General features: G+C 32.4%; 24 protein-coding genes. 5 read left to right on the top strand and 19 right to left on the bottom strand.

The window, feature by feature from the left end:
- Positions 1–86: 86 nt before the first annotated feature.
- Positions 87–473: a DoxX family protein gene (locus COE53_RS22855; RefSeq protein WP_069033914.1), complete on the bottom strand. Its 387-nt coding sequence runs from the start codon at positions 471–473 to the stop codon at positions 87–89.
- A 175-nt stretch (positions 474–648) separates the two neighbouring features.
- Here COE53_RS22855 and COE53_RS22860 point away from each other — a divergent pair, with 175 nt between their 5' ends.
- Both COE53_RS22860 and COE53_RS22865 read left to right on the top strand, forming a co-directional pair.
- A complete protein-coding gene (locus COE53_RS22860) occupies positions 649–1,293 on the top strand; it encodes a TVP38/TMEM64 family protein (RefSeq protein WP_069033915.1) in 645 nt (214 codons plus the stop codon).
- A 110-nt stretch (positions 1,294–1,403) separates the two neighbouring features.
- Entirely contained in the window at positions 1,404–1,712 is a 309-nt protein-coding gene (locus tag COE53_RS22865) for a magnetosome magnetite crystal formation protein family (protein WP_069033916.1), read from the top strand.
- 120 nt (positions 1,713–1,832) lie between these two features.
- Here COE53_RS22865 and COE53_RS22870 read toward each other — a convergent pair whose 3' ends face one another.
- The 3 genes from COE53_RS22870 to COE53_RS22880 form a co-directional block, all read right to left on the bottom strand.
- Positions 1,833–2,717 (bottom strand): TVP38/TMEM64 family protein, encoded by an 885-nt coding sequence (locus tag COE53_RS22870; RefSeq protein ID WP_254664598.1) that lies wholly within the window; start codon positions 2,715–2,717, stop codon positions 1,833–1,835.
- 776 nt (positions 2,718–3,493) lie between these two features.
- Positions 3,494–4,324 (bottom strand): aldo/keto reductase, encoded by an 831-nt coding sequence (locus COE53_RS22875; RefSeq protein WP_069033917.1) that lies wholly within the window; start codon positions 4,322–4,324, stop codon positions 3,494–3,496.
- 37 nt (positions 4,325–4,361) lie between these two features.
- Positions 4,362–5,564, bottom strand: coding sequence for an MFS transporter (locus tag COE53_RS22880; RefSeq protein WP_098948770.1), 1,203 nt, complete (start codon positions 5,562–5,564; stop codon positions 4,362–4,364).
- Between the two features lie 405 nt (positions 5,565–5,969).
- On the opposite strand from COE53_RS22880, the gene COE53_RS22885 reads away from it, so the two are divergent.
- On the top strand, positions 5,970–6,335 hold the full coding sequence (locus COE53_RS22885) for a winged helix-turn-helix transcriptional regulator (RefSeq protein WP_069033919.1): 366 nt from the start codon (positions 5,970–5,972) through the stop codon (positions 6,333–6,335).
- A 476-nt stretch (positions 6,336–6,811) separates the two neighbouring features.
- Here COE53_RS22885 and COE53_RS22890 read toward each other — a convergent pair whose 3' ends face one another.
- Together COE53_RS22890 and COE53_RS22895 are read right to left on the bottom strand one after the other, a co-directional pair.
- Entirely contained in the window at positions 6,812–7,483 is a 672-nt protein-coding gene (locus tag COE53_RS22890) for a hypothetical protein (protein WP_069033920.1), read from the bottom strand.
- 64 nt (positions 7,484–7,547) lie between these two features.
- On the bottom strand, positions 7,548–8,912 hold the full coding sequence (locus COE53_RS22895) for an alkaline phosphatase (RefSeq protein WP_091024739.1): 1,365 nt from the start codon (positions 8,910–8,912) through the stop codon (positions 7,548–7,550).
- A 330-nt stretch (positions 8,913–9,242) separates the two neighbouring features.
- Here COE53_RS22895 and COE53_RS22900 point away from each other — a divergent pair, with 330 nt between their 5' ends.
- The gene (locus COE53_RS22900; RefSeq protein WP_091024737.1) at positions 9,243–9,785 is read left to right on the top strand and encodes a copper resistance CopC family protein; all 543 of its coding nucleotides are present in this window, start codon (positions 9,243–9,245) and stop codon (positions 9,783–9,785) included.
- A complete protein-coding gene (locus COE53_RS22905) occupies positions 9,782–10,864 on the top strand; it encodes a copper resistance D family protein (RefSeq protein ID WP_069033923.1) in 1,083 nt (360 codons plus the stop codon). Before COE53_RS22900 ends, COE53_RS22905 begins: the two co-directional genes overlap by 4 nt.
- Positions 10,865–10,906: 42 nt before the next feature.
- Here COE53_RS22905 and COE53_RS24170 read toward each other — a convergent pair whose 3' ends face one another.
- The 13 genes from COE53_RS24170 to cdaA all read right to left on the bottom strand — a co-directional run bounded on the left by COE53_RS24170 (position 10,907) and on the right by cdaA (position 25,104).
- Positions 10,907–11,071 (bottom strand): hypothetical protein, encoded by a 165-nt coding sequence (locus COE53_RS24170; protein ID WP_175403494.1) that lies wholly within the window; start codon positions 11,069–11,071, stop codon positions 10,907–10,909.
- Between the two features lie 90 nt (positions 11,072–11,161).
- Positions 11,162–11,578 (bottom strand): methylglyoxal synthase, encoded by a 417-nt coding sequence (gene mgsA, locus COE53_RS22910; RefSeq protein WP_056476125.1) that lies wholly within the window; start codon positions 11,576–11,578, stop codon positions 11,162–11,164.
- Positions 11,579–11,697: 119 nt separating this feature from the next.
- Positions 11,698–13,143, bottom strand: a complete 1,446-nt coding sequence (locus COE53_RS22915) for a sensor histidine kinase (protein WP_084006897.1) — start codon at positions 13,141–13,143, stop codon at positions 11,698–11,700.
- Positions 13,133–13,807 carry a response regulator transcription factor gene (locus tag COE53_RS22920; protein ID WP_069033936.1) on the bottom strand — a complete coding sequence of 225 codons (675 nt, stop codon included), beginning with the start codon at positions 13,805–13,807 and terminating at the stop codon, positions 13,133–13,135. Before COE53_RS22920 ends, COE53_RS22915 begins: the two co-directional genes overlap by 11 nt.
- A 150-nt stretch (positions 13,808–13,957) precedes the next feature.
- On the bottom strand, positions 13,958–14,635 hold the full coding sequence (locus COE53_RS22925) for a PspA/IM30 family protein (protein ID WP_069033924.1): 678 nt from the start codon (positions 14,633–14,635) through the stop codon (positions 13,958–13,960).
- A gap of 1 nt (position 14,636) precedes the next feature.
- The gene (locus tag COE53_RS22930; protein ID WP_069033925.1) at positions 14,637–15,047 is read right to left on the bottom strand and encodes a hypothetical protein; all 411 of its coding nucleotides are present in this window, start codon (positions 15,045–15,047) and stop codon (positions 14,637–14,639) included.
- 145 nt (positions 15,048–15,192) lie between these two features.
- Complete coding sequence (locus COE53_RS22935; RefSeq protein WP_069033926.1) at positions 15,193–16,263, bottom strand: Ger(x)C family spore germination protein; 1,071 nt, start codon at positions 16,261–16,263, stop codon at positions 15,193–15,195.
- A 14-nt stretch (positions 16,264–16,277) separates the two neighbouring features.
- Positions 16,278–17,363 carry a GerAB/ArcD/ProY family transporter gene (locus COE53_RS23765; protein ID WP_069033927.1) on the bottom strand — a complete coding sequence of 362 codons (1,086 nt, stop codon included), beginning with the start codon at positions 17,361–17,363 and terminating at the stop codon, positions 16,278–16,280.
- A gap of 17 nt (positions 17,364–17,380) precedes the next feature.
- Positions 17,381–18,670, bottom strand: a complete 1,290-nt coding sequence (locus tag COE53_RS22940; RefSeq protein WP_175403495.1) for a spore germination protein — start codon at positions 18,668–18,670, stop codon at positions 17,381–17,383.
- A 635-nt stretch (positions 18,671–19,305) separates the two neighbouring features.
- A complete protein-coding gene (gene glmS / locus COE53_RS22945) occupies positions 19,306–21,108 on the bottom strand; it encodes a glutamine--fructose-6-phosphate transaminase (isomerizing) (protein WP_069033929.1) in 1,803 nt (600 codons plus the stop codon).
- 535 nt (positions 21,109–21,643) lie between these two features.
- Positions 21,644–22,987, bottom strand: coding sequence for a phosphoglucosamine mutase (gene glmM, locus COE53_RS22950; protein ID WP_025671688.1), 1,344 nt, complete (start codon positions 22,985–22,987; stop codon positions 21,644–21,646).
- A gap of 13 nt (positions 22,988–23,000) precedes the next feature.
- Positions 23,001–24,293, bottom strand: coding sequence for a CdaR family protein (locus COE53_RS22955; RefSeq protein ID WP_091024730.1), 1,293 nt, complete (start codon positions 24,291–24,293; stop codon positions 23,001–23,003).
- On the bottom strand, positions 24,286–25,104 hold the full coding sequence (gene cdaA / locus COE53_RS22960) for a diadenylate cyclase CdaA (protein WP_025671686.1): 819 nt from the start codon (positions 25,102–25,104) through the stop codon (positions 24,286–24,288). The genes COE53_RS22955 and cdaA overlap by 8 nt, the downstream gene beginning before the upstream one ends.
- Between the last annotated feature and the right edge of the window lie 360 nt (positions 25,105–25,464).

A 25,464-nucleotide genomic window follows, 5' to 3' on the forward strand; every position in this document is an offset into this window, starting at 1 on the left:
GGTAACACTGAAATGGTTTTCATTAAGAATCAAAAAAGGAGCCTCAAATAGTGAGACTCCCTCCAGTCTTATTAACAATCAATCCCTTAAAATAATACCATTGATCCTGGACCAGTGAGCAATAACCCTACTGCGGCTGCAATAATTAATAGATTAAACTCAAATCCATTCGAACTATTCCAGAATCCGTTCTTTATATGAACTTTTATTACCGCTACTGCCATCACTACTATTATCAACCATGCACCTATTTCTGTATATACCCCAGCCGCTACAAAGAATCCACCTACAACTTCTGCCACTCCTGTTATAAAAGCAAAAAATGCTCCAGGTTTGATTCCAATCGACTCTAGCCATTGTCCAGTTCCTTTAATACCGTAACCACCAAACCAACCAAATACTTTCTGCACCCCGTGACCTAATAAAATAATACCTAAAACAAGTCTAATAACTAATAGGCCTTCATCAAGCATATCTCCACCTCAATTCTCTTTAATTTGAGATATTTAGTGCATAATTATTTTTATTCTTTTTTTGACATATATATGACCTTTATTATAAATTTTTAAAAATGAATCAGTTTTCTTGTCTTTGAGGAATAGAATACTATAACAGAAGATTTTCTAACTCAAAAGGAGAGCATGAATCATGAAAAAAGTCGTTCCACTAACTGTAATCGGCTTTTGGATTTTAATGCTACTACTCGCAATTCGATATCATTTATTTCATTTATCATTGCAAGATATAAAACAGTTTATTGCTAATTCTTCCTTCAATCCGATGCTATTATTTGTCGCAATTTTCTGTGCAAGAATCTTTCTATTCATTCCGAGCTCTGTATTAATTGTAGTAGGTAGCTTGTTTTTCCACCCGTTTGAAACCATTCTCTTATCATTAATTGGAATGGCCATCACAGAAACAATTATTTACTTATTAAGTAGAAGTATTTTTAGTGATTCGATCCAGCAATTCATGGAGAATAAATATCCCTCTCTATTTGAAGAGATTATTTCGAACCGAAAGAGATACTTATTCTTAACAGTTGCCACTCCACTAGCTCCAACAGATGGTGCATGCTTCATCGCAGCCTCAACTAATATGAAATACTTGTCCTATATAGCAATTGTGTTTGCTGGTAATATTCCGATTGCAGTTCTTTATACGTTATACGGAAATTTCTTACTTGGCTCACCATGGATTACAATCTGTATTACTGCTACAATCTTAGTCGGATTTTTCATTTTCATTTCTTTAAAAAAGAGACAAAAAAAGGATACACATTTCTCAGCCTAAACTTTTTCAATATGTATTTTAAAAAATTATTAATAAATAAATCGATTTTTATATATAAATTAAACTATACTAAGATTAATTAGAATTTTTTAAGAAACCGAGGTAAAAAGATGGAAACAAATAAGATTTTGTCCTCATTATGTTATTTTAGCGTATTCTTCGCACCTTTCTTATTCCCAATAATTGTTTATTTCGTCGCAAAGGATCAACAACTAAAATCGCATTCTAAACGAGCATTTTTTTCACATATCCTACCATTTCTAACAATTATTATTTTAGCGATTATTTCCCTTTTCACTTTTAATACTTTTGGTGACGGTGCAGGTTTTGCTCTTATAGGTGGATTTATATTAGCATTCATTGTTAATTTAATCGTCTTTATATGGAATATTGTTCAAGGTATTAAAGTGCTGATGTAAATTCGTCATGTTTTCTACATTATTTCTCAGGAAATTTTCAATTTCGACAAATGCAATTTTAAACTTTCTTAATAAGTAAAAAGGCAATGTAATGTTAAACCATTACATTGCCTTTTTTTATTATTCACTTTGGGTAACATAAGCTTCTTTTGAATTAGTTCGTTTAATTGATTTCTTAATTATAAATGATAAAGATAAGATGCAGGCAATTACAATGGAGCTAGTTAAAGCTATTTGCGATGTTGTTAAGGAGAAAAATTTAGCCAAATAGACAGAGTATGATAGTAGAGATGATGTAATTAATTTTGAAATCGAAGCAATTAATAGAAACTTTTTGAAAGATACTTTACTAATTCCTGCCCCGACACAAATAATTTCATCTGGTAAAATCGGAATGATAAACATTAAAGTTAATATAATTGTTTCATTTTTTTTGACATATTCCTGATATTTTTTTAACTGTCTTTCTTTAACAAACTTTGAAACTAGTTTAAGTCCACCTATTCTTGCTAAGAAATACATAATGACAATACCTAAAGTTGAACCTAAAAATCCAATTAATGCTCCTGAAAACGATCCAATTACTGCACTACCAGCAGGAATAGTAAGTGCTTCTGGTAAAGGTAAAAAAATCGGTTGAAATAAACAGATTAAGAAAAATAGTAATTTTGCAGTTGCGATATGATTGGTTAATAATCGCTCAACTCCGTACTGATCTATAAATACTAGAAATTGACTAGCATAAAATACAATTCCAACTACTGCTATACAAAGTAGTAAACTAATTAGCGCTATTTTTGTAACCTTTAAAAACTTTCTATGATTCGAGACAACTAGATAGAAATCTAGTAGCAGAATTCCCATGATTGCAAAAATGAATGATATTTTATAGATCGTTACGACAGTAGGTAAACTAGTGACTAATATTAAGATCGATATTGTAGCTAATACTATGTGTAGCGTAAGTTCTTTCATCGTATTAAACTGTTTATTCTCTTTCTTCAAAGTAATCAACTCCTCTACTACAGCTTGACCGTTCAATGTTTTTCGCTACTATGTTTATCGTAACGAAACTGTAAATAATTTGAAACGAACTTAAGTATTAAACTTACTAAGTCTTAAGTCTTACGGTGAGGAAGTTTTTGTAATTGAAATTGTTATATTCGAATATTCGACCCTTAGTACAAAATGCCTCTATGATTTAGATCGAATATATTAATTTTTTTAAAAAGATTTGAAAGTCGTTTACACGCTGTTGAAAATAACCTTGTCAACTAATAACCAAATTTTCGTAAAGGAATCTTAGTGATGTTGATTTCCACTCCGGGATGCTCGCTTTCCATGGGGCGAGACCTGAGCCGCCTCGGCGAGCCTGTGGGGTCTCAGCCTTCCCGCATATCCCATAGGAGTCGAGCACCCCTCCGCTCCAATCAACTTATTCATCAAAAGAAAGGTTACTCTAAAAAACCAATCTAAAATCCTTTACTTAGAGTATCATAACAGTTTGATAATGGGTTTATAGATAAATTTAGATATAACATCAGAGTATTAAAATAATCATTTAAAAATTAGCCCTCAAATATTTTTACTTCTCCGGAATAAACAATTACTAGAGTTCGTTGATATTATAAAACTGCTTAAACAACTAACATTTAAAATCATTATTAAGAAATCTAAAAATGAATTAATTATCAATTCACTTACTATACTTTTGACCATTTTATATTTCAACACTCTAAAAACGACTGTCAAAGGTTTGACAGTCGTTTACTTTTTTAAAATTAGAAATCAAAATTGTCAGGGTCTGGGCCAACACGAAGATTTTGGTTCAGTGAGTTAATTTGGTTCATATCTTCTTCTGTTAGTTCAAAATCAAAAATATTTGCGTTTTCTTGAATGCGGTGTTCTTTGATTGATTTTGGTATGATTACTACACCGTTTTGTAAATGCCAACGTAATACAACTTGAGCAATTGATTTATTATGTTTGTTTGCTATTTGTGATAAGGTTTCGTTTTCAAATAATTGTCCTTGCATTAATGGAGCCCACGCTTCTACTTGAATTGAATTTTCTTTTAAAAATTCTCTTAGTTCAACTTGACTTAGCATTGGGTGTAATTCAACTTGATTAATCATAGGCATTATTTCAGCATGCGCCATGACTTCTTTCAAGTGGTGAATTTGGAAGTTACTCATTCCAATTGCTTTTACTTTTCCGTTTTTATATAGTGTTTCAAGTGCTTTCCATGATTCAACATATTTACCTTCAACTGGCCAGTGGATTAAATATAGGTCTAAATAATCAAGACCTAGTTTTTTCAAACTTAATTCAAAAGCATCGATAGTTGATTGGTAGCCTAGATCGGCATTCCAAACCTTTGAAGTAATAAATAAGTCTTCTCGTTTAAGATCATTTTCTTCAAGAGCTTCTCTAATCCCTTGCCCTACACCTTCTTCGTTTTGATAGATCGCTGCAGTATCGATACTACGGTAGCCATTACGTATTGCAGCTTTTACAGAATCAATTACGACTTGTCCGTCTTCTACTTGGAAAACTCCTAACCCTATAACTGGCATTTCTAAACCATTATTTAACTTAACTAAATTATTCATTTTTATTTCTCCTTTTATCTATTTTATTTTTTAAAATTTACTTTTTCTTTTCTAAAGAAGCGCTCCATATACTTAGCAGAACTGCTCCTAATACCATGATTCCACCTATCCACGGTGTATGAATCAAGCCAATTGTATCAACGACTAAACCACCAATAAATGCTCCAATTGCAATACCTACGTTGAATGCTGCTATATTTAACGCTGATGCAATATCTACTGCAGATGGGACATACTTCTCAGCTAATTTCACAACATAAATTTGTAGACCAGGTACATTCATAAAAGCAAGCAAGCCTAAAAAGAAAATCGTTACAATTCCTACTAGTTTAAATGGAGCCGTAAACGATAGAATGATGAGAACAATCGCTTGAACGGCAAACATCCACGTTAATGCTTTTAAAGGATTTTTATTAGCCGCTTTTCCACCGATCGTGTTACCAAGTGCTACTGCAATTCCATAAACAAGTAAGATAATACTTACAGAGTTTGGAGCAAAGCCGGTAATATTTTCAAGGATTGGTGACAAGTATGTGAATGCTACAAAAGTACCTCCATATCCTAATGCTGTAATAGCAAAAGCTAAAAGTAATGGTCCATTTTTTAAAACTTTCAGGTTATCACTAAATTTTGATGCCGGTGGCTGTTTAATTGTTTTTGGAACTAGTATTGCAATTGCAATGATTGCTATAACACCTAGTAATGCTACAGCTCCAAAAGTTGATCTCCATCCAAAATGTTGACCAATAAACGTGCCTAATGGAACACCTGTTACAGTCGCAACAGTCAAACCTGTAAACATAAATGCAATCGCACTTGCACGTTTGTTTTCAGGCACTACATCGGCGGCAATTGTTGAACCGATTGAGAAGAATACACCATGTGAAAATGAAGTAATGATTCGAGCAACTAACAATAAACCAAAACTAGTTGAAAAAGCAGCAACACTATTTCCTATGATAAAAATAACCATTAATAGCATTAGTAACGATTTTCGACCAATTTTGTTTGTTAATGCGGTTAAAATTGGTGCTCCAAATGCAACACCCATCGCATATCCAGAAATTAATAATCCCGCTAAAGTGATTGAAATGTTCAAATCACCAGCAAGAGTTGATAATAAACCAACGGGAACAAATTCGGTTGTTCCGATACCAAATGCACTAATGGCAAGAGCCATTAACGCAGGAGTGCCACTTTTTTTCTCTTGCATCTCAATTGAAGCAGCGGTTGAACTCATAGAGAATCCTCCTTGTTATTGTTATTTTTTATGATTAGTTTGAATACAAGAGACGTGGCGCCTGAATAAAGTCTCATTGTCATTCAAAACATAAATGAAATGGAATAGTAAAATGATCAACGTTTCCTTTATAAAAATACTTTTTAGTAAATGTTTGTTAATCAATTAACTATTTGTCATTATGAGCGATAGGAATAAGTTAGAGAAGTATGTACTTTGAAGTGATATAGTTACTTTTTAGTAACATTTAAGAGAATAAAGGCTTAAAACAGAGAAAAAATTACAAAAAGTTTTTTAACAGACTTGAAACTACACAGTTTGCGAAGAGAATGTTATGATATTTTAATCATTAAAAATATGTTGCATAGGTCGTTTTGTTTAAATATGAATGAGGGAGAGGAGAAAATGAAAAAATACAATATTCCGGTTGAAGCTTCATTAGATGTAATTGGTGGTAAATGGAAGGTAGTAATTCTTTGTCATTTGACAAAAGGGACGAAAAGAACTTCTCAGTTAAAAAAGTTAATGCCGAACATTACCCAAAAAATGTTAACTCAACAACTGAAAGAATTACAAGAAGACAATATCGTTCATCGAAAAGTATTTAATCAGGTTCCTCCAAAAGTGGAATATTCCTTAACGGATTACGGATGGTCTTTAAAAGAAGTATTAGATCTACTGTGCACTTGGGGAGAAAACCATATTGAAACAATGTATCCTAATAAAAATGACGTACTTCTTCCACCAGTTGAGGATGAAGTAACTCTATAAAATAAAAACTCCTTCTATTGAAAGGAGTTTTTTTAAGAGTGTTGAAATATAAAATGGTTAATAGGGGAAACAGACATTAAATGAACATTATTTAATGATGAAATTATCATTTTTAATGGTTTTAAATGTTAATATGTTTGAGCAATTTCATGATTCTAATAACACAAGTAATGATTTTTTTCAGAAGTTAAAAAATTATGAGCTAATTTTTAGAAAAACAAATTCAATTGATTAGTTTAGTTTAAATAATGTTCGATATTAATTGACCTACAAACTGATTAATAAACAACTGTTAGGTTACTTTAGTAAAGGCTATTTGATTAGTATTTATTGCAGAGACTTTTTTTGATGAATANNGTAGTGGAAATCAACATCACTCTACTCCTTTTACGAAAATTTGGTAATTTAATTGACAAAATTGTTTTTCAATAGCGTGAAAAAACTCCTTCTAAATGAAAGGAGTTTTTATCTGCAATCTAATTAAAATTAACTTTTATTTTTTGTGCTTTCGCAATTACTTTATGCTGATTATCCAATACATCGCTAGTTGTTAGCTCAATCCATTTCAAGCTAGGATCCGTATGATCAACTATAAATCCCATTGCTCCTTGCTTTGAACTATTAGGACTCATTTCCCCACCTAAATATTCAATATAGAAGTCATCTTTAAATTCCTTTACTTCATTATTACTCGTCATCAAATGGGCAACTGGACCAAAGTGTAATTGTTTATTCGAGTGATTAATGATTTCTACCTCTACCTTAATGAATCGAAAACTTTCATAGCTTTCTGTATAATAATGAAAATAATCCATTAAAGAATAGGTCGGTAAGTTTTTAATCAGCTTAATCTGTTTAAGTTTCATTTCAATTGGACCAATTGAATAGGACTCATTTAATGAAGCAATGCCCTCTAAAGTAACTTCTCCTTTATCATCTTTAAGTGTTTGACCTTTAAGGAGTAAACCCGTATCATCTGAAACCTGTGGATTAGGAACATATACATCGTTTAAAGACTTTGCTCGGCTTTTAGAGATTGTAGAGACCTTTTTTATATTCTCTGCTGAAGCAGTTGTTTTCTCTTTCTGAACTAAGCTACATCCTGAAAGCATTAAAGAAAGTAAAATAAATGGAATCAATTTTTTCATCTAAATCCCCTTTCATCCTTAAATCCCGTTAAATAAGTTCATTTAACGGGATCTGATTTATTACTTATTTACCATTCTTTAATATTCTAAAGATGTTTTTTGCTTGGTCAGTATTATCAATTTTCCCTGCAAATAATTGGCTGCCAGGTCCATATGCATAAACATTTACGTCTTCACCTGTATGACCACCAGTAGTCCAACCAGTTACTGAACGGTTATCAAAAATTGCTTCGATTGCATTATCAATCTCTACCATATTTTTTGACTCTGCTGCTTTTTTAACAGATTGAATTTCTTCAGGCTTCAATTCTAAGTTAATATTCGATTTTAATGTTTTTTCTACTTCTGCACCTTTACTAATTTGTTCAGCCATGAAATCTGGCGTACGTTTAGCTGCAGCAATCGGTGCACCGTACCAATTGTAATCACCTTTTGCACCGATAGAATAGCCACCTGTTGAGTGGTCAGCTGTTGCAACGACTAATGTATGCTTGTCCTTTTTAGCAAATGCGATTGCAGCTTTAAATGCTTTTTCAAAATCTTCCATTTCACTCATAGCTGCTACAATATCATTGTCATGTCCAGCCCAATCAATTTGACTACCTTCTACCATTAAAAAGAAGCCATCTTTATCTCTACTTAATTTATTAATAGCTGTATTTGTCATATCGCTTAATGATGGCATTGAATCATCACGATCGATCATTTTCGGCATTCCACCTGGTGCGAATAAGCCTAACATTTTATTATTTTTATCATTTAACATTTGATTTTTATTCGTTACATAAGAGTAGCCATCTTTTTTAAATTGCTTTGTTAAATCACGGTCTTCTCGTACAAAATTACTTAATCCGCCACCAAGCATGACATCTATTTTATGTCCACCTTTAATTAGTTCATCATAATAATCATCTGCAATTGCATTCATATTTTTACGACTTACATCGTGAGCTCCATAAGACGCCGGTGTAGCATGTGTAATTTCTGAAGTAGCTACAAGCCCTGTTGCTTTTCCTTTTTCCTTTGCAGCCTCTAGTACTGTTTTTACACTTGAGCCATCATTATCTACGCCTATTGCAGCATTATATGTTTTAACTCCCGCTGACATAGCTGTTGCCGCTGCTGCAGAGTCAGTAATATTTTGCTTTGGATCCTCAGGATATGTCATTTGTTGCCCTACTAAGTAATGATCGAATTCTGTTTGTTCTACTACATTTGTTTTTGGATTATCTTTTAAATAACGATAGGCAGTCGTGTATGATACACCCATTCCATCTCCAATTAAAAAGATTACATTTCTGATTTCATTCTTGTTTGTTTCCTTAGCTTGTACTTTATGATTTGCAAATGAGCCAATAAACGAACCAAATGCCATTGTTGAAAGCACCGCCACTGGAATTAACTTTTTCTTAAGTTTGTTTCTGAACATAAAAAAACCCCCTAAAAATTAAAATTTCATTAGATTTCACCTCTTAATTTTAATGAAATTTTATTAATTTACTTTGGAGGTTCTGTAAATAGAGTATTAAGAATTGTTTTTACTATATTAATTTTCTTAATTAAAACCAACCACAACTTTTCTTAGCATTCAAATATAAACTGACTAGTTCCGTCTTCTTCACAAAAACATCACATTTTTGAACTAAACTATCTAATTGAATAGAGTGGTTAATTTAACTAAAACAATAATATTTCATAATCACAAGGTTTTACATTATATTAAATTAAGCACGAATTTTACACAAAGAAGGAGATTTATATGAAAAAAGGTTTATCAATTATTATTTTACTGCTATTTTTATTCCCATCTATGGCGAGTGCCCATACCAAGCTTGTTTCTTCTAATCCATCAAATGGGCAAATAATCACTGAACCAATTAAACAAATTACGCTTGAATTTGAAGAAGCACTTGAGCAATTAGGTACGATCAAATTGTATAAAGCTGGAACTGCTACAGCTGTTACAAACGTGCAAGTTAAAGAGAATAAATTAATTGCTGATTTACCAAACGATCTAGAAAATGGTGATTATAAGATTGAGTGGAAAGTTGTAAGTGAAGATGGTCATCCAGTAACAGGTCAAATTCCATTCAAAGTGCAATTGAAGCAAGTTGAAACTAAAACGACAACTGAAAGTAAAACAACTGACAAAGCAGTTAAGGATCAAACGCCAGCTAAAGAAAAACAAAAAGAGGCTACTCCTAAAAAAGAAAGATCTAAATATCTTATTCCATTAATCGCAATTGGGCTTTTTGGAATCGCGTTAATGGTTGGTGGAGTTGTTCTTTGGAATAGAAAATGAGTTATATTGTTCCAATCACGGAGTTCATAACATATATCCTTTATTCGATATTAGCAGGAAAGTTTGTTTTAGATTTTGTACCGTCAGATAAAAAACCAACAATCAGAATTTCGAAAGGTGCTGTTTATTTAGTTATTGTCGGCATATTATTCTTTTCACTATTTCCTGCTCTACGAATTATTACTTTTTTCTTAGATGATGTTCATCTTAAAACAGCCCTTTATTCTGTTTTCATAAAAACAGCTGTTGGTAATGCATGGATTTACTCGAGTATGTTTGCCATTATGCTTGTCATTAATATTTATAGCGATGGTAAAAAGTTTTTTAATTTCTTTTGGCTATTTATGATGATTTTAAGTATCGGTTATGCTGGTCATATAACCTCTATGAATTTTTGGACGGGTTTTATCTTTCAAAGTAGTCATTTTCTAATGGTTTCTATTTGGAGTGGAATTCTATTTAACGTCACTTGGCTAGCTAAGGACACTAATAACTATGGTCGTTTCTTAAAATGGTTTACACCTTTAGCCATCATATGTGTTGTTATTATATTTATTAGTGGTGTAGTCTTAATGCTAGAAGTCGTTAAATTAAAAGACTATACAAATGCTTGGTTGCTTCCTTATGGACAGATGTTAGTCTTGAAGCACATCAGCATCATTCCAGTATTGTTTTTTGCTTTTTTCAATGGTGTACTAATGAGAAAGTCCGCTGAAGGCCCTTCGAGTAATATTCGTAGTTGGTTAAAAGCAGAGTATATTACCATCATAATTGTATTCTTTTTTACAGCTATAATGGGTACTAAATCTCCACCGCATAATATTAATTTAACTTTGCAAAATGAGGGTCCATCTAAATGGATTGAATGGATTATGGGGATTGATATTACTTTACCTATTAGAATAGCTTTTAGTTTTACGGTTGAAGGAACGATGTTAATGAGTATGTCGATCATCTTCCTAGTATTACTAGTCATCAGCTTTATGAAAAAGACAAAAATCATGTTACCAATTACATTTAGTCTTTGCTTTTTGTTTACAATGTATCTTGGACTAATGTATAGCGTATTTGTTCAGTAAAAAAAGATTGTANNTACAATCTTTTTTTACTGAATTTCTATCTTAACTTCCATGTCTCCATTTAGTTGGTTTTCCTGATTTAGGGCAATTAGGGAACTTTTGTCCTGCTTCTAATTCAATATGCTCCCCGTCTGCGTCAGTATAGTAGCCCGAAATCATAACTGTTTCACCTGTATCATGTGTATGTCCAAATCCTTGATTATCCATGATAAACCTCCTTTTCAATTGAACTAGAATTACTATTTCCTTCATCAAAGTTAATTATTCGATTACTACATCTTTTTTAGGATTTTTTGCTTATCTTTCTCGAATTTGTTTATCATGTACGATGTTTCTCCACTTTAAGTCCCCTCGCTCTAAACCATGAATTAAAATTTCTGCTGTTCCCATGTTTGTTGCTAAAGGAATTGAGTAAACATCACATAAACGAATTAAAGCCAAAATATCCGGTTCATGTGGTTGCGCTGTGAGTGGATCGCGAAAGAAGATTACAATATCCATCAAATTCTTAGCTATTAAGGCACCGATTTCTTGATCTCCCCCTAGTGGTCCAGAATTAAATCGGTGTATTTTTAAATTTGTATTTTCCATTATTTTTGTTCCAGTTGTTCCTGTTGAATATAATTCATGTTTTGATAAGATAGATTCATATGCCATTGCAAAATTTACTAAATCTTTTTTCTTTTGATCGTGTGCAATGAAAGCAATTTTCAAAGTCAACATTCCTCTCTTTTAGGAAAAATGGATTTCCAATTTCGGCAATTGTTCTTTTTAAACATTGGGAAATACGCCATTCAAATTTACCATTTATATTTTTTACTTCTTTGTATCGGTTATTCTACTCTTGTGGCATATGTCTTTTTACTACTCATATTAGAAGTTGGAATCCGAATAGTAAACGTACTTCCTTTTCCAACTTCACTATTTACTTGAATAGTTCCATTATGAATTTCCACGATCCATTTTGCAATTGCCAAGCCTAAACCATGGCTACCAATTTGTCTAGATCTAGCTTTATCTGATCGATAAAAACGATCAAATATTCGGGCGTGGTCCTCCGGTTTAATCCCAATACCAGTATCTGTTACTTGAATACATAGTTCATTTTCTTTATTCGAAAGAACTAACTGAACCTCTCCTCCAATTGGCGTATACTTAATCCCATTATCTATTAATATATATAAGAGCTGTGATAACTTTTCAGAGTCTCCCTCAGCGATTACATTCTCTGAAGCAGTTAAGTTTAAATTGATTTGTTTAGATGCAGCTAACGGTTGTAGAGATCCTATCGCCTTTTCTGCAATGGAGCGAAACTCAAACTTTTCTAATTTAATTTCAACTTGATCTGAGTCTGAACGAGCTAAAGTTAATAATCCGCTGACTAAGTTTGTCATCCTTTTTACTTCGTCTTTCATATTAAATAAAAGCTTTCGAGAAAAATCATCTTTCTCTGTATCAATCGTCATTTCCATTGCATCTATCGACGATAACAAAACGCTTAATGGTGTTCTTAATTCATGAGAAGCATCTGCAACAAATTCGCGTTGTCGGTTAAATGATTTAAAGATAGGAATCATCGCTTTTTTTGACATAAAAAAACTGATATATAGTGCAACTCCAGAAAATACGATTGTTAAGCCAACCAATATGATGACAACAAATTTAAATAAATGGTAAACATCTGAAATATCTTTTCCAACATAGATCGTACCGATGAAATCTCCCTTATAAAATAGTGGTTTACCTGATACCATCAAACTAATCTCTTTTCGATTTGAAGGAACATGTATTTCATGATCATGGAATTTTCTCATGTCCTTTTCAAACTCTTCATGTTCTAATTTAATTTTTACCTTTCGTGTTTCATTTCCTTTAGGAATCCAATCTTTTATTTGCCCAAACAGCCTTGACCTTATTTGTGGGATATCCTCCTGTCCCATTATTAATTCACCATTTGGATTAACGACATAATAAAAAAATTGATCGACACCTGCTAAAACTACCTCTTTGTCATCATCCTGGAGGTTTCCTTGTTGATTTTGAATCATATAGTTTTCGATAATCTTTGCTTCTTGACTAGCCAATGATTCCACTGTACGTCTTTGATCATTCATTATGACTACATATAACGCTGCAAAGACGATGATGATGAATATAATTAGAAAAAGCATAACAAGTCCGCTATATAGTATCGTTAGGCGATTTTGCGTACGCTTAAAAACATCTCTACCTCCGCGATTTCGAAAATCACGTAAAGAAGAAATAAGATTAGTTATCAAATTTATATCCTACCCCTCTAATGCTTTGTAGCAAATCTTGTTTACCAAGCAAATCTAGTTTCTTTCGAAGAAGTTTAACAGTGGCATCAATCGTTTTCATTGCAACATCTGAATCAAAACCCCATACCCGCTCCAAAATAATTTCACGAGGTAATACTTGCCCTTTATTTTGTATTAAAAAATCAACTAATTGAAATTCGCGAGGGCTTAATTGAATTTCAGTATCTCCACCTCTGATTGATTGGCTTGTACGATTAAGAATCATATCACTAATAATAATTTCTTCCTCTAATATAGGAGCATAATTACGTCTAGAAAGCGCTCTTAATCGAGCAAGTAGCTCATCAATTTCAAAAGGTTTAACTAAATAATCATCAGCTCCTGAGTCCAGTCCTACAATGCGGTCCTCTAGGGCGTCTTTAGCCGTAAGGATTAAAATCGCTCCTGAATATCCTTCTTTGCGTAACCTACGACACACTTCTATTCCTGTTCCACCTGGCATCATCCAATCTAATACTAATACATCATAATGACTGTTTGTAGAGTAATAGTAGGCTTCTTCTCCCTCTGTAACCCATTCCACTTTATAACCTGCTTTTTTCTTTAACATATAACTGATTAGCTCACCGAGTTTCAAATCATCTTCAGCTACTAGTATATTCATCATCAAAAATACTCCCTCGTTTTATATAAGTATCTCTATTTTTTTTCGGTTATCTTCTTCATCTTTTCCATTTTCAAATCAATTATAAAATAAAAGGAAGCACCCGTTAATTAATACGGTGCTCCCCTATATTTCTTTTAGATCATGACCTTACGCAGTTTCCACAGCATGCTGTTTTAGCTGTTTTAGCTTTTGTAGCTCTTCTTCTACTTCTTCACTCATTACGTTATCTTTATATCCATTAGATAGGTTAGTATGATATGCAAATTTATTTTGAGCTTGTACTTCTGCCTCCATCATAAGTATTCGATCTTCTGCACGTGATATGCCATTTGCGATTGTTTCTGAATTAAATGAAACAGATGTTTGTTGAATTTGTTTAATTGATTTTGCAATATTTGCTCTAGAAACTAGTAACAGTCTCTTATGCAGATATTCATCATATTTACCTTTCAGTTCATCTAATTTTTCATAAAGTGACTGAGTTTGATTTTGAATTGTATTTAGTTGCTCTGTATAGAGACTTAACTGTTTTTCATGAACAAGTTTTTCCTGTATTGCCAGTTTTGCAATGGAATCTTCACCATTTTCAACTGCTAGCTTAGCTTGTCCACTTCTTTTGTTTACCAGCCCTTCTGTCTCTAAAATCAATGCTTTTTGCTTATTCTCTAGATAGATTTGACGAGAGAGTGCTTCCTGACCTTTCAAAAGATCTTCTTCCATTTCTCTAATATATTGATTTAACATTGAGATTGGATCTTCTAAACCATCCAATGCTCCATTCACTTTAGCCAATGATATTGATTTCATTCTTTTAAAAATGCCCATTTTATTTATTCTCCTTTTTTGACAATAGATTTTTTTCCCATTTATCCAATAAGTCTGCGTTTGTTCTGTTTATAGGTGTATTAAAACTAGTTGTATCTAATGAAATTTGATTAACCTGGCTAGCTTGTCCCTTTTTAACTAACTTTTTAAAGATAAAAGTCACTACCGCAATTGCGATTAAAAGGAATAATACTAAACCAATCCAAGAAAAATCATGAAAATGGTGTGGACCATGCATTATCTGATGTGATCTAAATTCGTTTCGACCGCCTCTATCCATGTACATTGAATGTTGATCAGCAAAACGTCTTTCATGAAAGCCACCTAGTAATCTAAGAAAAAAGTGTACCCCTAAAACAAAAACTGCAGTTATAGAGACCCACGTAAATATTCTCTTTACTCTTTTATTCATGTTATTTCCCTCCTCTCATTTCTTAATAAATTGAATTCTAATAGAGGATGGTGAAATTATGGTGAAAACCAAAAATTAATTTTGTTCATAAAAAAAGATAGGTAACAGATTTTCATCTGCATTCCTATCTCTTTTTCTTTTAAAATTATTTGATTAATCCGGTCCCTTTAATTTTCACTTCAGACTTAATCTTAAAGGCTAGGCTATCGTACTTTTTGTTCCATAATGATAAATTTCTATTTTCGCTATTCCTAGATAAGTATCTTAAACCAAAACCGATTGGATCAATGTCTTTTTCTTTTATTTTAATTAGTAAAGCTTTAGTCTCTGCACTTATTTTATCTTCCAATTGCTTATTAAGTTTTGGTATGTCACTTTCTTTGATCGAATCAAGGTCATCAATCTTTTCTTCTATAACCGCTCTCACCTTAATCGTATAATTGGCAACAATATTTTTATTTTGATGTTTTAATTTGTAATTTGCCTTTCCTTTTTCTAAATTCATTACAAACATAACTTTCTTGTTTTTGACCTTTAAGCTTTCATCGTAAATTCCAGTCGTTAAAAGTCGATAAGTTTCTGATTCACTTGGACTGAGGTCCATAATCATTTTACTCTTATCAAATAATGCTATTCGGTCTACTAATAAATCTTTTTTATTTGATTCAATAATAGGCATAACGATGTCTATTCCGTCTTCTGTTTCTCTCCTATATGCGTCGAAAAGACAAACTGAATCTATGTATGGCGATTCAGTTCTACTAAAATCAAAATATGATTTTAAAACACCGCCTGATACTTGTTCTTGTATAGGCTTAAAGTTAAGCACTTCAAATGCATTCGGTTTAGCAACGCTTAAATAAGACGTCATTTGAATATCCGGTCTTCTTACAAAAAACTCTAATAGCGGTTGTATATTACTTTTAGCTAATTTTTCTCCAATCACAATCGCACTACTATGTCCATAAACCAATTCCTTATCAATCTGTGATTTCATTAAGTTAAGACCTTCTGAAATCGAGTCAGTATTTGCTGTGAGTATAAGAAATTCTGATTTTGGTATTTTCGGATCTCCATTAGGAATTGCTACTTTAATCATCACTTTATATTTTTTTTGAGGATCCTCAGATTGATCAATTCCAATAGATGTTACGAATGCTCTCTTATCAATATCTTTAAAGGTACATCCAGATAATAGGAGCGTTGCACCAATCATAAAAAAGCTAAGACTTAAATAACGTTCCTTTTTTTTATAGACGCATACAATAACGAAATGATTAATAAGAAGTTTGAGATAGCATTTAAATTGAAATACAAAGTAAAATATTTTACTAAATCTGTTTCTCTTATTAGAAGTTGAATAACTGTAGTTAAACAGATAAAGAAGGAAATTAATAACCATTTATAAGATCCTCCATAACTTAAATTGAGAGTTTTAAAAAGCTCTAATGAGGTATGCCAGCTAAGTATGATATATATTAATGAAATAATGATTTGGCCAAACAGTAGAATGTAAATAACCCTCTCTACTATCAAATAGTCAAAATGCATACTATCAACTGTCGTTAACCAAACAAACACTTCTTTCCTAACACCGTTTAAGCCTAAGTATCCGATTGGTATTAAATAATTACTGCAGATTATAAACATCCCACATAGAAAAATCCAAAGAAGAAATTTTTTGGTTATAAAATTTAAATTTATTTTTTCATTAAAAATAATTAAATTAGAGAATCCCGTAAAGACAAATAGGGCAGCGGTGAACGCACTAATTTTTGGTAGATGTTTGAAATAGTTAATAGATTGGTAAAGGGAATCGACTACAACAAAACGATCAGTCAAAAATCTTATAAGCACAAATAAAACAATTGGAATATGAAGTATTACGAGTATTTCTGTAACGTATAATAATGATTCTGTTTTTAGTAAAATCGCAAAAATTATTACTAAGAGAAATACAATATAAGTTATTAAGATAGGGGTATTTGGATTGATAAATATATTTACAACGTGAATTAACGCAATAATAAATAATGCACCCGTCAAGTACCAAAAAATTAAGCTATAAATTATGTAGCATTTTCGACACCAGTCGGGAACTACATTTTTTATGATTTGACTAATATTTTGTTCAGGAAATTTACTAAATAACTTTTGTAAAATATAAATAAAAAAGCCACCTACTATAATGGCCAAACCAATACTTGTAATACTTCCATCTAAACTATTCCTATACAATATTTGTGGCCCAAATGCAGTTATGCTAATAACCGTATTTAAATAAAATAGGTATGTAATATATCTTTTCCCTAGCAAAAAATGCACCCCATTATTTAATTTTTATTAAAAAGTGTCAAATAAGGTTTTCCTAAGCTTCTTAAATTACATAAATGGCAAAGTATAGCTAGTGTACCTACTATAACGCCAATCATCCCAAACAATGAGGCAAATAGTATAATCGGATATCGAACAATTCTAATTGCTTGATGCATCGCATTAATTGGAATACTAAATAAAGAGATGGCAACTAATGAAACAACGATAATCATGATGTCTGCTACTAGACCTGCCTGTGATGCAGTTTGCCCTAAAATTAGCCCCCCTACAGTAGTAGCTGTAGAACTAATTGATTTAGGTAATCTCAAACTTGCTTCTATTAAAAATTCTGCCATTAACATGAGAAAAAGAATTTCAATATAAGAAGGAAACGGCACTGACATTCTACTTCCGGCAACGAGTAAGGCGAATTGGACTTGTAAAACTTCTGGAGAATAAGAAATAACTGCGACATAAATAGCTGGTAAAAACACTGTAATCATTAAAGCTATATAACGGATTGAAATAAAAAACTTCGACACTAACGTTAGTTCCACCGTATCATCCATCGATTTAAAGAAGTCGGCGAAAGTCGCAGGTCCAATTAGCGCCCATGGCGTTCCCTCAACAAGTAAAATTATCTTTCCAGTTGATAGATTAAATACGACTCGATCTGGCCGCTCAGTAGTTAGAAATAGAGGAAATAAACTCCACTTATTATTAATTAATATTTTTTGAAGTTGACCGCAGGATTGTAATACATCAATTGTTATCCCTTTAACTTTTTCTATGAGATGTTTGTATACATTACCATCTACTAAGTTCTCATCATATAACACAAGTACTTTAGTTTTTGATAAATTTCCTACAATATAGTTTTCAACCTTTAAAGTACTCTTTCTATACCGATTACGAATCAAGTTTAAAGATACATCAATTTTTTCATTTAATCCGTCCTTTGGTCCTTGTAACACATTTTCTTCGGTCGACACTCCAACAGAACTTGCACTAAATTCGCTGATCATAATTGAGTAGTTTATTTCATCTAAATTTATAATAATATTTCCGTTTAGAATCTTTTCAACCATGACTGATTCTTCGGAAACGATCTCCCAATTATTTAATGTTTTAAGGTAGTTTTTATATAAAACAAATGATTCATATTCATAAAAAGGTGTAATAAGAAGTTCAGTAATTTTATTCCCATCACATACTGAATTTAAATAGTAAAGAGTGATCGTTTTATTATATTTTTTTAGGCTACGTTTTTGAAAATCAATGTTATTTTGAATTGATTTAAACTTCATATACATCACCTCTTTATTAATTTGTACGAATATCATGTGGATATTCGTAAATATTGGCAATAAGAAAAACGTGTATAAAAAACAATTTTTTTAAATATCATCACTTTGTTCGATAATTTACGGAAGAAACAAAAAAGAGGCTGCTGAAAATTTAGATTTCAACTTAGCCTCTTTTCTATTAAAGTTCAACCTGATTTGGTTTTCTTATTACAACACGCTCATCAACTTCACTAACATGAAAGTCATCTTTTGTTGGAATGAAGTTTTCATCGTAAACTTTTATCATCATTTTTCACTCCTGCTCAGTATTTAAATGCGAATTTTCCCATATTCTTAAGATGGATTGCTTGTTCTAGTTTTATTCTTAGTTTTGTTAAATTTTTGCTGCTTGTATGTATTATCATGTTCAAAATAAAAAAGGACTAATGGTTATCACCACTAGTCCCCTGTATTTTAAATTTAAAGTTATTTAATTGGTTTTCTTATTACAACACGCTCATCAACTTCACTAACGTGAAAATCGTCTTTTGTAGGGATGATATTTTCATCGTTAAATTTGGTCATCTTTTTACACTCCCTGCTCAGTTTTTATTTTCAAATCTGTTTTTTAATAAACTTTGAGATTACTAATTTTATTATTCAACAGTAACTGATTTTGCAAGATTACGTGGTTTATCAACATCACAACCACGATGTAAAGCAGCATAGTAAGAAATTAATTGTAATGGTACGACTGAAAGGATTGGAGATAATTCTTCTTGTACTCTTGGTAAAATGAAGCGATCGCCTTCCATATTTAATCCTTCCATAGAAATGATACAAGGGTTAGCACCACGAGCAACAACCTCTTTTACATTTCCACGAATGTTTAAGTTTACTGATTCTTGTGTTGCTAATGCGAAGATTGGAGTCCCTTCTTCGATTAGAGCAATTGTACCGTGTTTTAACTCTCCACCAGCAAATCCTTCTGCTTGGATGTAAGAAATTTCTTTTAGTTTTAATGCGCCTTCTAAGCAAACGAAGTAATCTACGTTACGACCGATGAAGAATGCATTACGAGTTGTAGCTAAATATTCTGTAGCAATTTTTTCAAACTCTTCTTTTTGGTTTGTAATTGATTCCATTGCATTTGCTACAATTCCAAGTTCTTTAACTAGGTTAAAGTTAACTGATTTTCCTTTTTCTTTTGCAAGAGCATTTGCAACAATTGCAAGTACTGCTAATTGTGCAGTGTAAGCTTTCGTTGATGCAACTGCGATTTCAGGACCTGCGTGTAAAGGAAGAGTGAAATCAGCCTCACGTGATAATGTTGATCCTGGAACGTTTGTAAGTGTAATTGCTTTATGACCTAATTTATTTGTTTGTACTAGACATGCTCTACTATCAGCAGTTTCACCGCTTTGTGAAATATAAATGAATAATGGTTTTTCTGAAAGCAGTGGCATATTGTAAGAGAATTCACTTGCAACATGTACTTCTACAGGTACTCCCGCCATTTTTTCAATAAACTGTTTTCCAACAAGACCAGCATGATAACTAGTTCCACAAGCAACAATATATAATCTGTCAGCTTCTGCTAAAGCCGCTTTAATTTCTGCGTCGATTACAAGCTCGCCATTTTCATCTTGGTACTTTTGGATAATATTACGGATTACTAAAGGTTGCTCATCTGTTTCTTTTAACATGAAATGAGGATAAGTTCCTTTTTCGATATCGCTAGCATCAATTTCTGCAGTATACGGAGAACGTTCTTTAATATTTCCGTTAAGATCCATTAATTGAACACGATCTTTAGTAACTAAAATAACCTCTTTATCCATTAATTCAATAAATTGATCAGTAATTTGTAACATTGCCATCGCATCAGATGCAATAACATTAAACTCTTCACCAACACCAACTAGTAATGGACTTTTATTTTTTGCTACATAAATTACGTCATCGTCTTGTTTATCTAATAATGCAATTGCATAAGAACCTTTAAGAAGCTTAAGTGTTTCTCTAAAAGCATCAAGCACAGATAAACCTTTTTTAATATGAAGTTCTACTAACTGAACAATTACTTCAGTATCTGTATCACTTGTAAAATCAATATCATTTAAATAATCGTTTTTTAATTGTACATCGTTCTCGATAACGCCGTTATGAACAAGTGTAAAACGTTCAGTAGAGCTTTGGTGAGGATGCGCATTTCGTTTACTTGGAGCACCATGTGTTGCCCATCTTGTATGACCAATTCCAACGTTTCCGTCCGCTTTTGTAGGGATTGATTTACGTAATACTGCAATTCTACCTTTTTCTTTATAAACTTCTACACCATTGTCAGTTAAAAGAGAAATCCCAGCAGAATCGTATCCACGATACTCTAATTTCTCTAAACCTTTTAATAAAATTTCTTTCGCATTATCATTTCCAATATATCCAACGATTCCACACATAATTAACTATTGCTTAGTAAGTCCTAAAACAAGACATACAAAATGTATAGGAATGGAACGCTGTTTTCCTAACCGTTTAACTATTTAATTTTCTATTCCCTCGTCATGTTTAATAATGGTAGAGGACTTACAAGCAATATCCACCTACCTTTCATATTCCGCTCATTAGCGAGTTCATTTTTTTGTTTTAAACGGTGTATCAGATTATTTACGTTTGTGCACACAGTCACCCATGTGTTTTACATAAATAATTTCGGTTGTGATACAGCAACCGGGAGTCATCCGCCGAAACTTCGATAAAACTCCACCTCGTCAACTACACATTCACGTCTAGTGTAGTTCTGGCGCTTTTTTAATACTTTATTATTTCTATACTCCTTCCCTGTTAGGAAAACAATAAAACAACTATACTATACTGTATTAAAACTGGTCAACAAAAATATGTTGAAAAAAAGTTATAGAATAGCTGTATATAACAAAAATATGCATAGACTTACACAAAAGTGCTCATCAATGCATATTTTTTTAATTTATATTATTCTCCAACTTCTTCTTTTACAACAGCAACAATACGTTCCACATATTGTTTACATTCTGCCTCAGAAGGAGCCTCAGCCATTACACGAATAAGTGGCTCAGTACCAGAAGGACGAACTAAAATACGACCATTGCCGTTCATTTCTTCTTCTACCTCTGAAATGATTGCTTTAATGCGTTCGTTATTAAGTGCTTCATTTTTATCTGTAACACGAACATTAATTAATAATTGTGGATACTTTTTCATTTCTCCAGCTAATTGTGATAAAGTTTTACCTGTTTCTTTAACAATACTAACGAGCTGAATCGCACTTAACATACCATCACCAGTCGTAATATGATCTAAAAAGATGATGTGACCAGATTGCTCGCCACCTAGATTGAACCCATTCTTTCTCATCTCTTCCATTACATAACGGTCTCCAACACCTGTAACTGCACTTTTCATTCCATTTGTTTCTACTGCTTTGTAGAAGCCTAAGTTACTCATAACAGTTGATACAATTGTGTTTTGTTTTAGACGACCTTTTTCATTTAAATATTTTGCACAAATATACATTATTTGGTCACCATCAACGATTTCACCATTTTCATCGATTGCGATTAGACGATCTCCATCTCCATCGAATGATAAACCGATGTCAGCACCTTTTTCCTTCACAAGAGCTGCTAAAGCTTCAGGATGTGTAGAACCTACACCATCATTTATATTAAATCCATTAGGATTTGTTCCCATTGTAACAATATCTGCTTCTAAATCTGCGAATAAATATGGCGCTAATGAAGAAGTGGCACCATGTGCACAATCTAGAGCAACTAATAAGCCTGAGAAATCTTCGTCAATTGTGTTTTTAAGGAATTGTAGGTATTTTTGCCCACCTTCAAAATAATCGCTAACTTGACATAAATCATTTCCAGTTGGTCTTGGTAGACGATCAACTTCTGCATCCATTAATTCTTCAATTTCATCTTCTTGCTCATCCAACAGTTTAAAACCGTCTGGACCAAAAAACTTAATTCCATTATCTGCAACAGGATTATGCGAAGCTGAAATCATAACACCCGCTTGTGCTCCTAGTGCTTTTGTTAAATAGGCAACACCTGGAGTAGAAATAACACCTAATCTCATAACTTCAGCACCAATTGATAATAAACCTGCAACTAGTGCTCCTTCAAGCATATGTCCAGATACACGTGTGTCACGCCCAACTATAATTTTAGGTTTGACATTATTTTTTGTTAAAACATAACCGCCACAGCGTCCAATTTTATATGCTAATTCAGGAGTTAACTCTTTATTCGCAACTCCTCGTACACCATCAGTACCAAAATATTTACCCATTTTAACTCTCCTTCTAATTCGATGACTGTCCTACATCGCCTGAATTCTCATTTTCATCAGTTTGAGCAGATGATTTTTTATCAGTAATTTCAATCGTTATTGTATCAAAATCTAAACTATATATAGCTCCTTTTGGGCCGGTAATAGTAAGCGCTACATCTCTAGTTCCTGGTTCTAGTCCATTAACTTTTGCTGTAATATTTAAATCGCTTGGATTAATCGCATCCAAGTCTTTCTTAAATCCTTTAGCAGTAACTACTACTTTTCCTAAAGGGGGCTTAGTAAACTTATATTCAAATTGATTATTTTCACCCACTAAATTAATTGGGATATTACTAAATTTCTTTTCCATTTCTTGATCAAAATTAACGTTTACATTAATCGTGCTTGAGTCAACTCTAAATGCTCCATTTGGAGTAGGTACATTTACTTCATATGTACCACTTTGATTAAATGAAGATATGTCAACTGGCACTTCTATTGGTCCATTAAACTTGTCCAACCAATCTTTTGACGCATAAATTCTTACTGCATTAACATCACTAGCAAGACTACTTAGTTTTAAACCATCCTTAAGTGTTCCTGTTTGCACTAACTTAATCGGGAAGCTAGCACTTTCCGAAACAATAGGGACAGTTACTTCAACTTTTCTTGGACTTGTAATGAACGGAAGTTGAACACCTTTTTTATTGTATAATCGAACAGGTAGCACCTGACTAAATGTCTGATTCGCATCAGTAACATCCACACCAACACTTGCATATGCCACTTGTGATACATCATATCTTGATCCTACTATTGTAACTAAACCTGGTTTAACAATTGCATTCTCTGCCTTATAACCATGTTTAATCTTTTTTTCATTTAGATAAACAACTTTAACTGAAACATTTTTTTCAATTTTTTCATTAATTGTTACTCTAACTGTTCTTGGTTTAATAGTTGCTTTTATTTTATCTGAAATATTTCTAATTTTTAAAGGAACTTCATATGTACCTAAAGCATACGAAGTTAAATCCAAATATACTTCAAAATCCTTCTTCATCTCAGCTGTTTTTACAATACTATTGGGTCCATCTAATTGCACTGAAACATTCTTTGGAATCCCAGTTACAATTAGATTGTGCTGATCATAAATAGGAGTTACTGGTACATCTCGCACTAATTCTTTATTATTAACAAACGGTATGTCTCCTAAGCCCGATGAACTTGATTGTGGGACTAGATTGACAGACATAAAAAGTAATAATGTTACTAATAAAGCGATTCCTCTTAATATCCAACGATTATCCATAAAATTATCCATTACGTTTCACCTTCCAATTCCATTTAGATGTAGTGGACTCTTCTGGTGATTTTAGTTCAGTATTTAATAAATTTATAAGCTCGTCTTTTGATAACTCCCTGTATAGATTTCCGTTCCTTGCAACTGAAACCGCACCTGTTTCCTCGGAAACTACAATCGTAATACTGTCAGTAACTTCACTGATTCCAACTGCAGCTCGATGTCTGGTTCCTAATTCCTTTGAAATAAATGCACTCTCAGACAGAGGCAAATAACAAGCTGCTGCCGTAATCTTTTCACCTTGTATAATTACAGCTCCATCATGTAGTGGTGTATTTGGTATAAAGATATTAATCAATAACTCTGATGATAAATTAGCATTCATACGTATACCGGACTCTATGTAGTCACCCATTCCTGTTTGTCTCTCAAAAGAAATAAGTGCACCTATTCTTCGTTTAGCCATGTATTCAGTGGCTTTTGCAATGTTTTCAACAATATCATTTCGGTCATTAATCCCATTACCAGTCGTTCTAGAGAAGAAACGGCCACGTCCAAGCTGTTCTAGTGCTCTCCTTAATTCTGGTTGAAAGATAATAATAACCGCCAAGAATCCCCATGTTAATGCTTGATCCATTAAGAATTGTAGAGTATGCAAGCCAAATAGGCTGCTTAATACTTTTACAACGATAATGATTGTAACACCTTTTAGGAGTTGGACTGCCTTTGTCCCTTGAATAATGATAATTAATCTATAAATAACAAACCAAACTATTAGTATGTCTAATCCATTCTGTAAATACTGTAAAAAATTTATATGTAAAGAAGGCATCTTTTACCCTCCAAATTCTCTAGAATAAAACTGTATCTTGAGTATTATACCATATTTTTGCAATACACAAAAATTGTGAGTTATTAATTATATTAACAATACTTTAACGACTATTTTAGTTATATTAAACAAAATTACAGAATTATATATATTGGCTCTTTATATTAATAGGAGAATGACCAACCATTCTTATTTGATTTTAAAGTTTTTGAAAAACAGTTTTCCATATTTTTTTTGATAAAAAAAAAGCTAGCAAATGCTAGCTTCACGCTGTTGAAAAACAACCTTGTCAATTAAATAACAAATTTTCGTAAAGGAGTAAAATGATGTTGATTTGCATTACAGGATGCTCGCTTTCCA

This window comes from Bacillus sp. AFS029533 (assembly GCF_002585125.1).
Taxonomy (GTDB): Bacteria; Bacillota; Bacilli; order Bacillales; family Bacillaceae_G; genus Gottfriedia; species Gottfriedia luciferensis_B.

Excerpts from the sequence above, each read along its gene's own strand:
- COE53_RS22860 (WP_069033915.1), top strand. The coding sequence starts at position 649 with ATGAAAAAAGTCGTTCCACTAACTGTAATCGGCTTTTGGATTTTAATG.
- COE53_RS22890 (WP_069033920.1), bottom strand. The coding sequence starts at position 7,483 with ATGAAAAAATTGATTCCATTTATTTTACTTTCTTTAATGCTTTCAGGA.
- COE53_RS22920 (WP_069033936.1), bottom strand. The coding sequence starts at position 13,807 with ATGAATATACTAGTAGCTGAAGATGATTTGAAACTCGGTGAGCTAATC.
- cdaA (WP_025671686.1), bottom strand. The coding sequence starts at position 25,104 with ATGCCTTCTTTACATATAAATTTTTTACAGTATTTACAGAATGGATTA.
- COE53_RS22905 (WP_069033923.1), top strand. The coding sequence starts at position 9,782 with ATGAGTTATATTGTTCCAATCACGGAGTTCATAACATATATCCTTTAT.
- COE53_RS22925 (WP_069033924.1), bottom strand. The coding sequence starts at position 14,635 with ATGGGCATTTTTAAAAGAATGAAATCAATATCATTGGCTAAAGTGAAT.
- COE53_RS24170 (WP_175403494.1), bottom strand. The coding sequence starts at position 11,071 with ATGGATAATCAAGGATTTGGACATACACATGATACAGGTGAAACAGTT.
- COE53_RS22955 (WP_091024730.1), bottom strand. The coding sequence starts at position 24,293 with ATGGATAATTTTATGGATAATCGTTGGATATTAAGAGGAATCGCTTTA.
- glmS (WP_069033929.1), bottom strand. The coding sequence starts at position 21,108 with ATGTGTGGAATCGTTGGATATATTGGAAATGATAATGCGAAAGAAATT.
- COE53_RS22885 (WP_069033919.1), top strand. The coding sequence starts at position 5,970 with ATGAAAAAATACAATATTCCGGTTGAAGCTTCATTAGATGTAATTGGT.
- COE53_RS22865 (WP_069033916.1), top strand. The coding sequence starts at position 1,404 with ATGGAAACAAATAAGATTTTGTCCTCATTATGTTATTTTAGCGTATTC.
- COE53_RS22935 (WP_069033926.1), bottom strand. The coding sequence starts at position 16,263 with ATGATTGGTGCAACGCTCCTATTATCTGGATGTACCTTTAAAGATATT.
- COE53_RS22880 (WP_098948770.1), bottom strand. The coding sequence starts at position 5,564 with ATGAGTTCAACCGCTGCTTCAATTGAGATGCAAGAGAAAAAAAGTGGC.
- COE53_RS22855 (WP_069033914.1), bottom strand. The coding sequence starts at position 473 with ATGCTTGATGAAGGCCTATTAGTTATTAGACTTGTTTTAGGTATTATT.
- COE53_RS22940 (WP_175403495.1), bottom strand. The coding sequence starts at position 18,670 with ATGAAGTTTAAATCAATTCAAAATAACATTGATTTTCAAAAACGTAGC.
- COE53_RS22900 (WP_091024737.1), top strand. The coding sequence starts at position 9,243 with ATGAAAAAAGGTTTATCAATTATTATTTTACTGCTATTTTTATTCCCA.
- glmM (WP_025671688.1), bottom strand. The coding sequence starts at position 22,987 with ATGGGTAAATATTTTGGTACTGATGGTGTACGAGGAGTTGCGAATAAA.
- COE53_RS22930 (WP_069033925.1), bottom strand. The coding sequence starts at position 15,047 with ATGAATAAAAGAGTAAAGAGAATATTTACGTGGGTCTCTATAACTGCA.
- COE53_RS22875 (WP_069033917.1), bottom strand. The coding sequence starts at position 4,324 with ATGAATAATTTAGTTAAGTTAAATAATGGTTTAGAAATGCCAGTTATA.
- COE53_RS22895 (WP_091024739.1), bottom strand. The coding sequence starts at position 8,912 with ATGTTCAGAAACAAACTTAAGAAAAAGTTAATTCCAGTGGCGGTGCTT.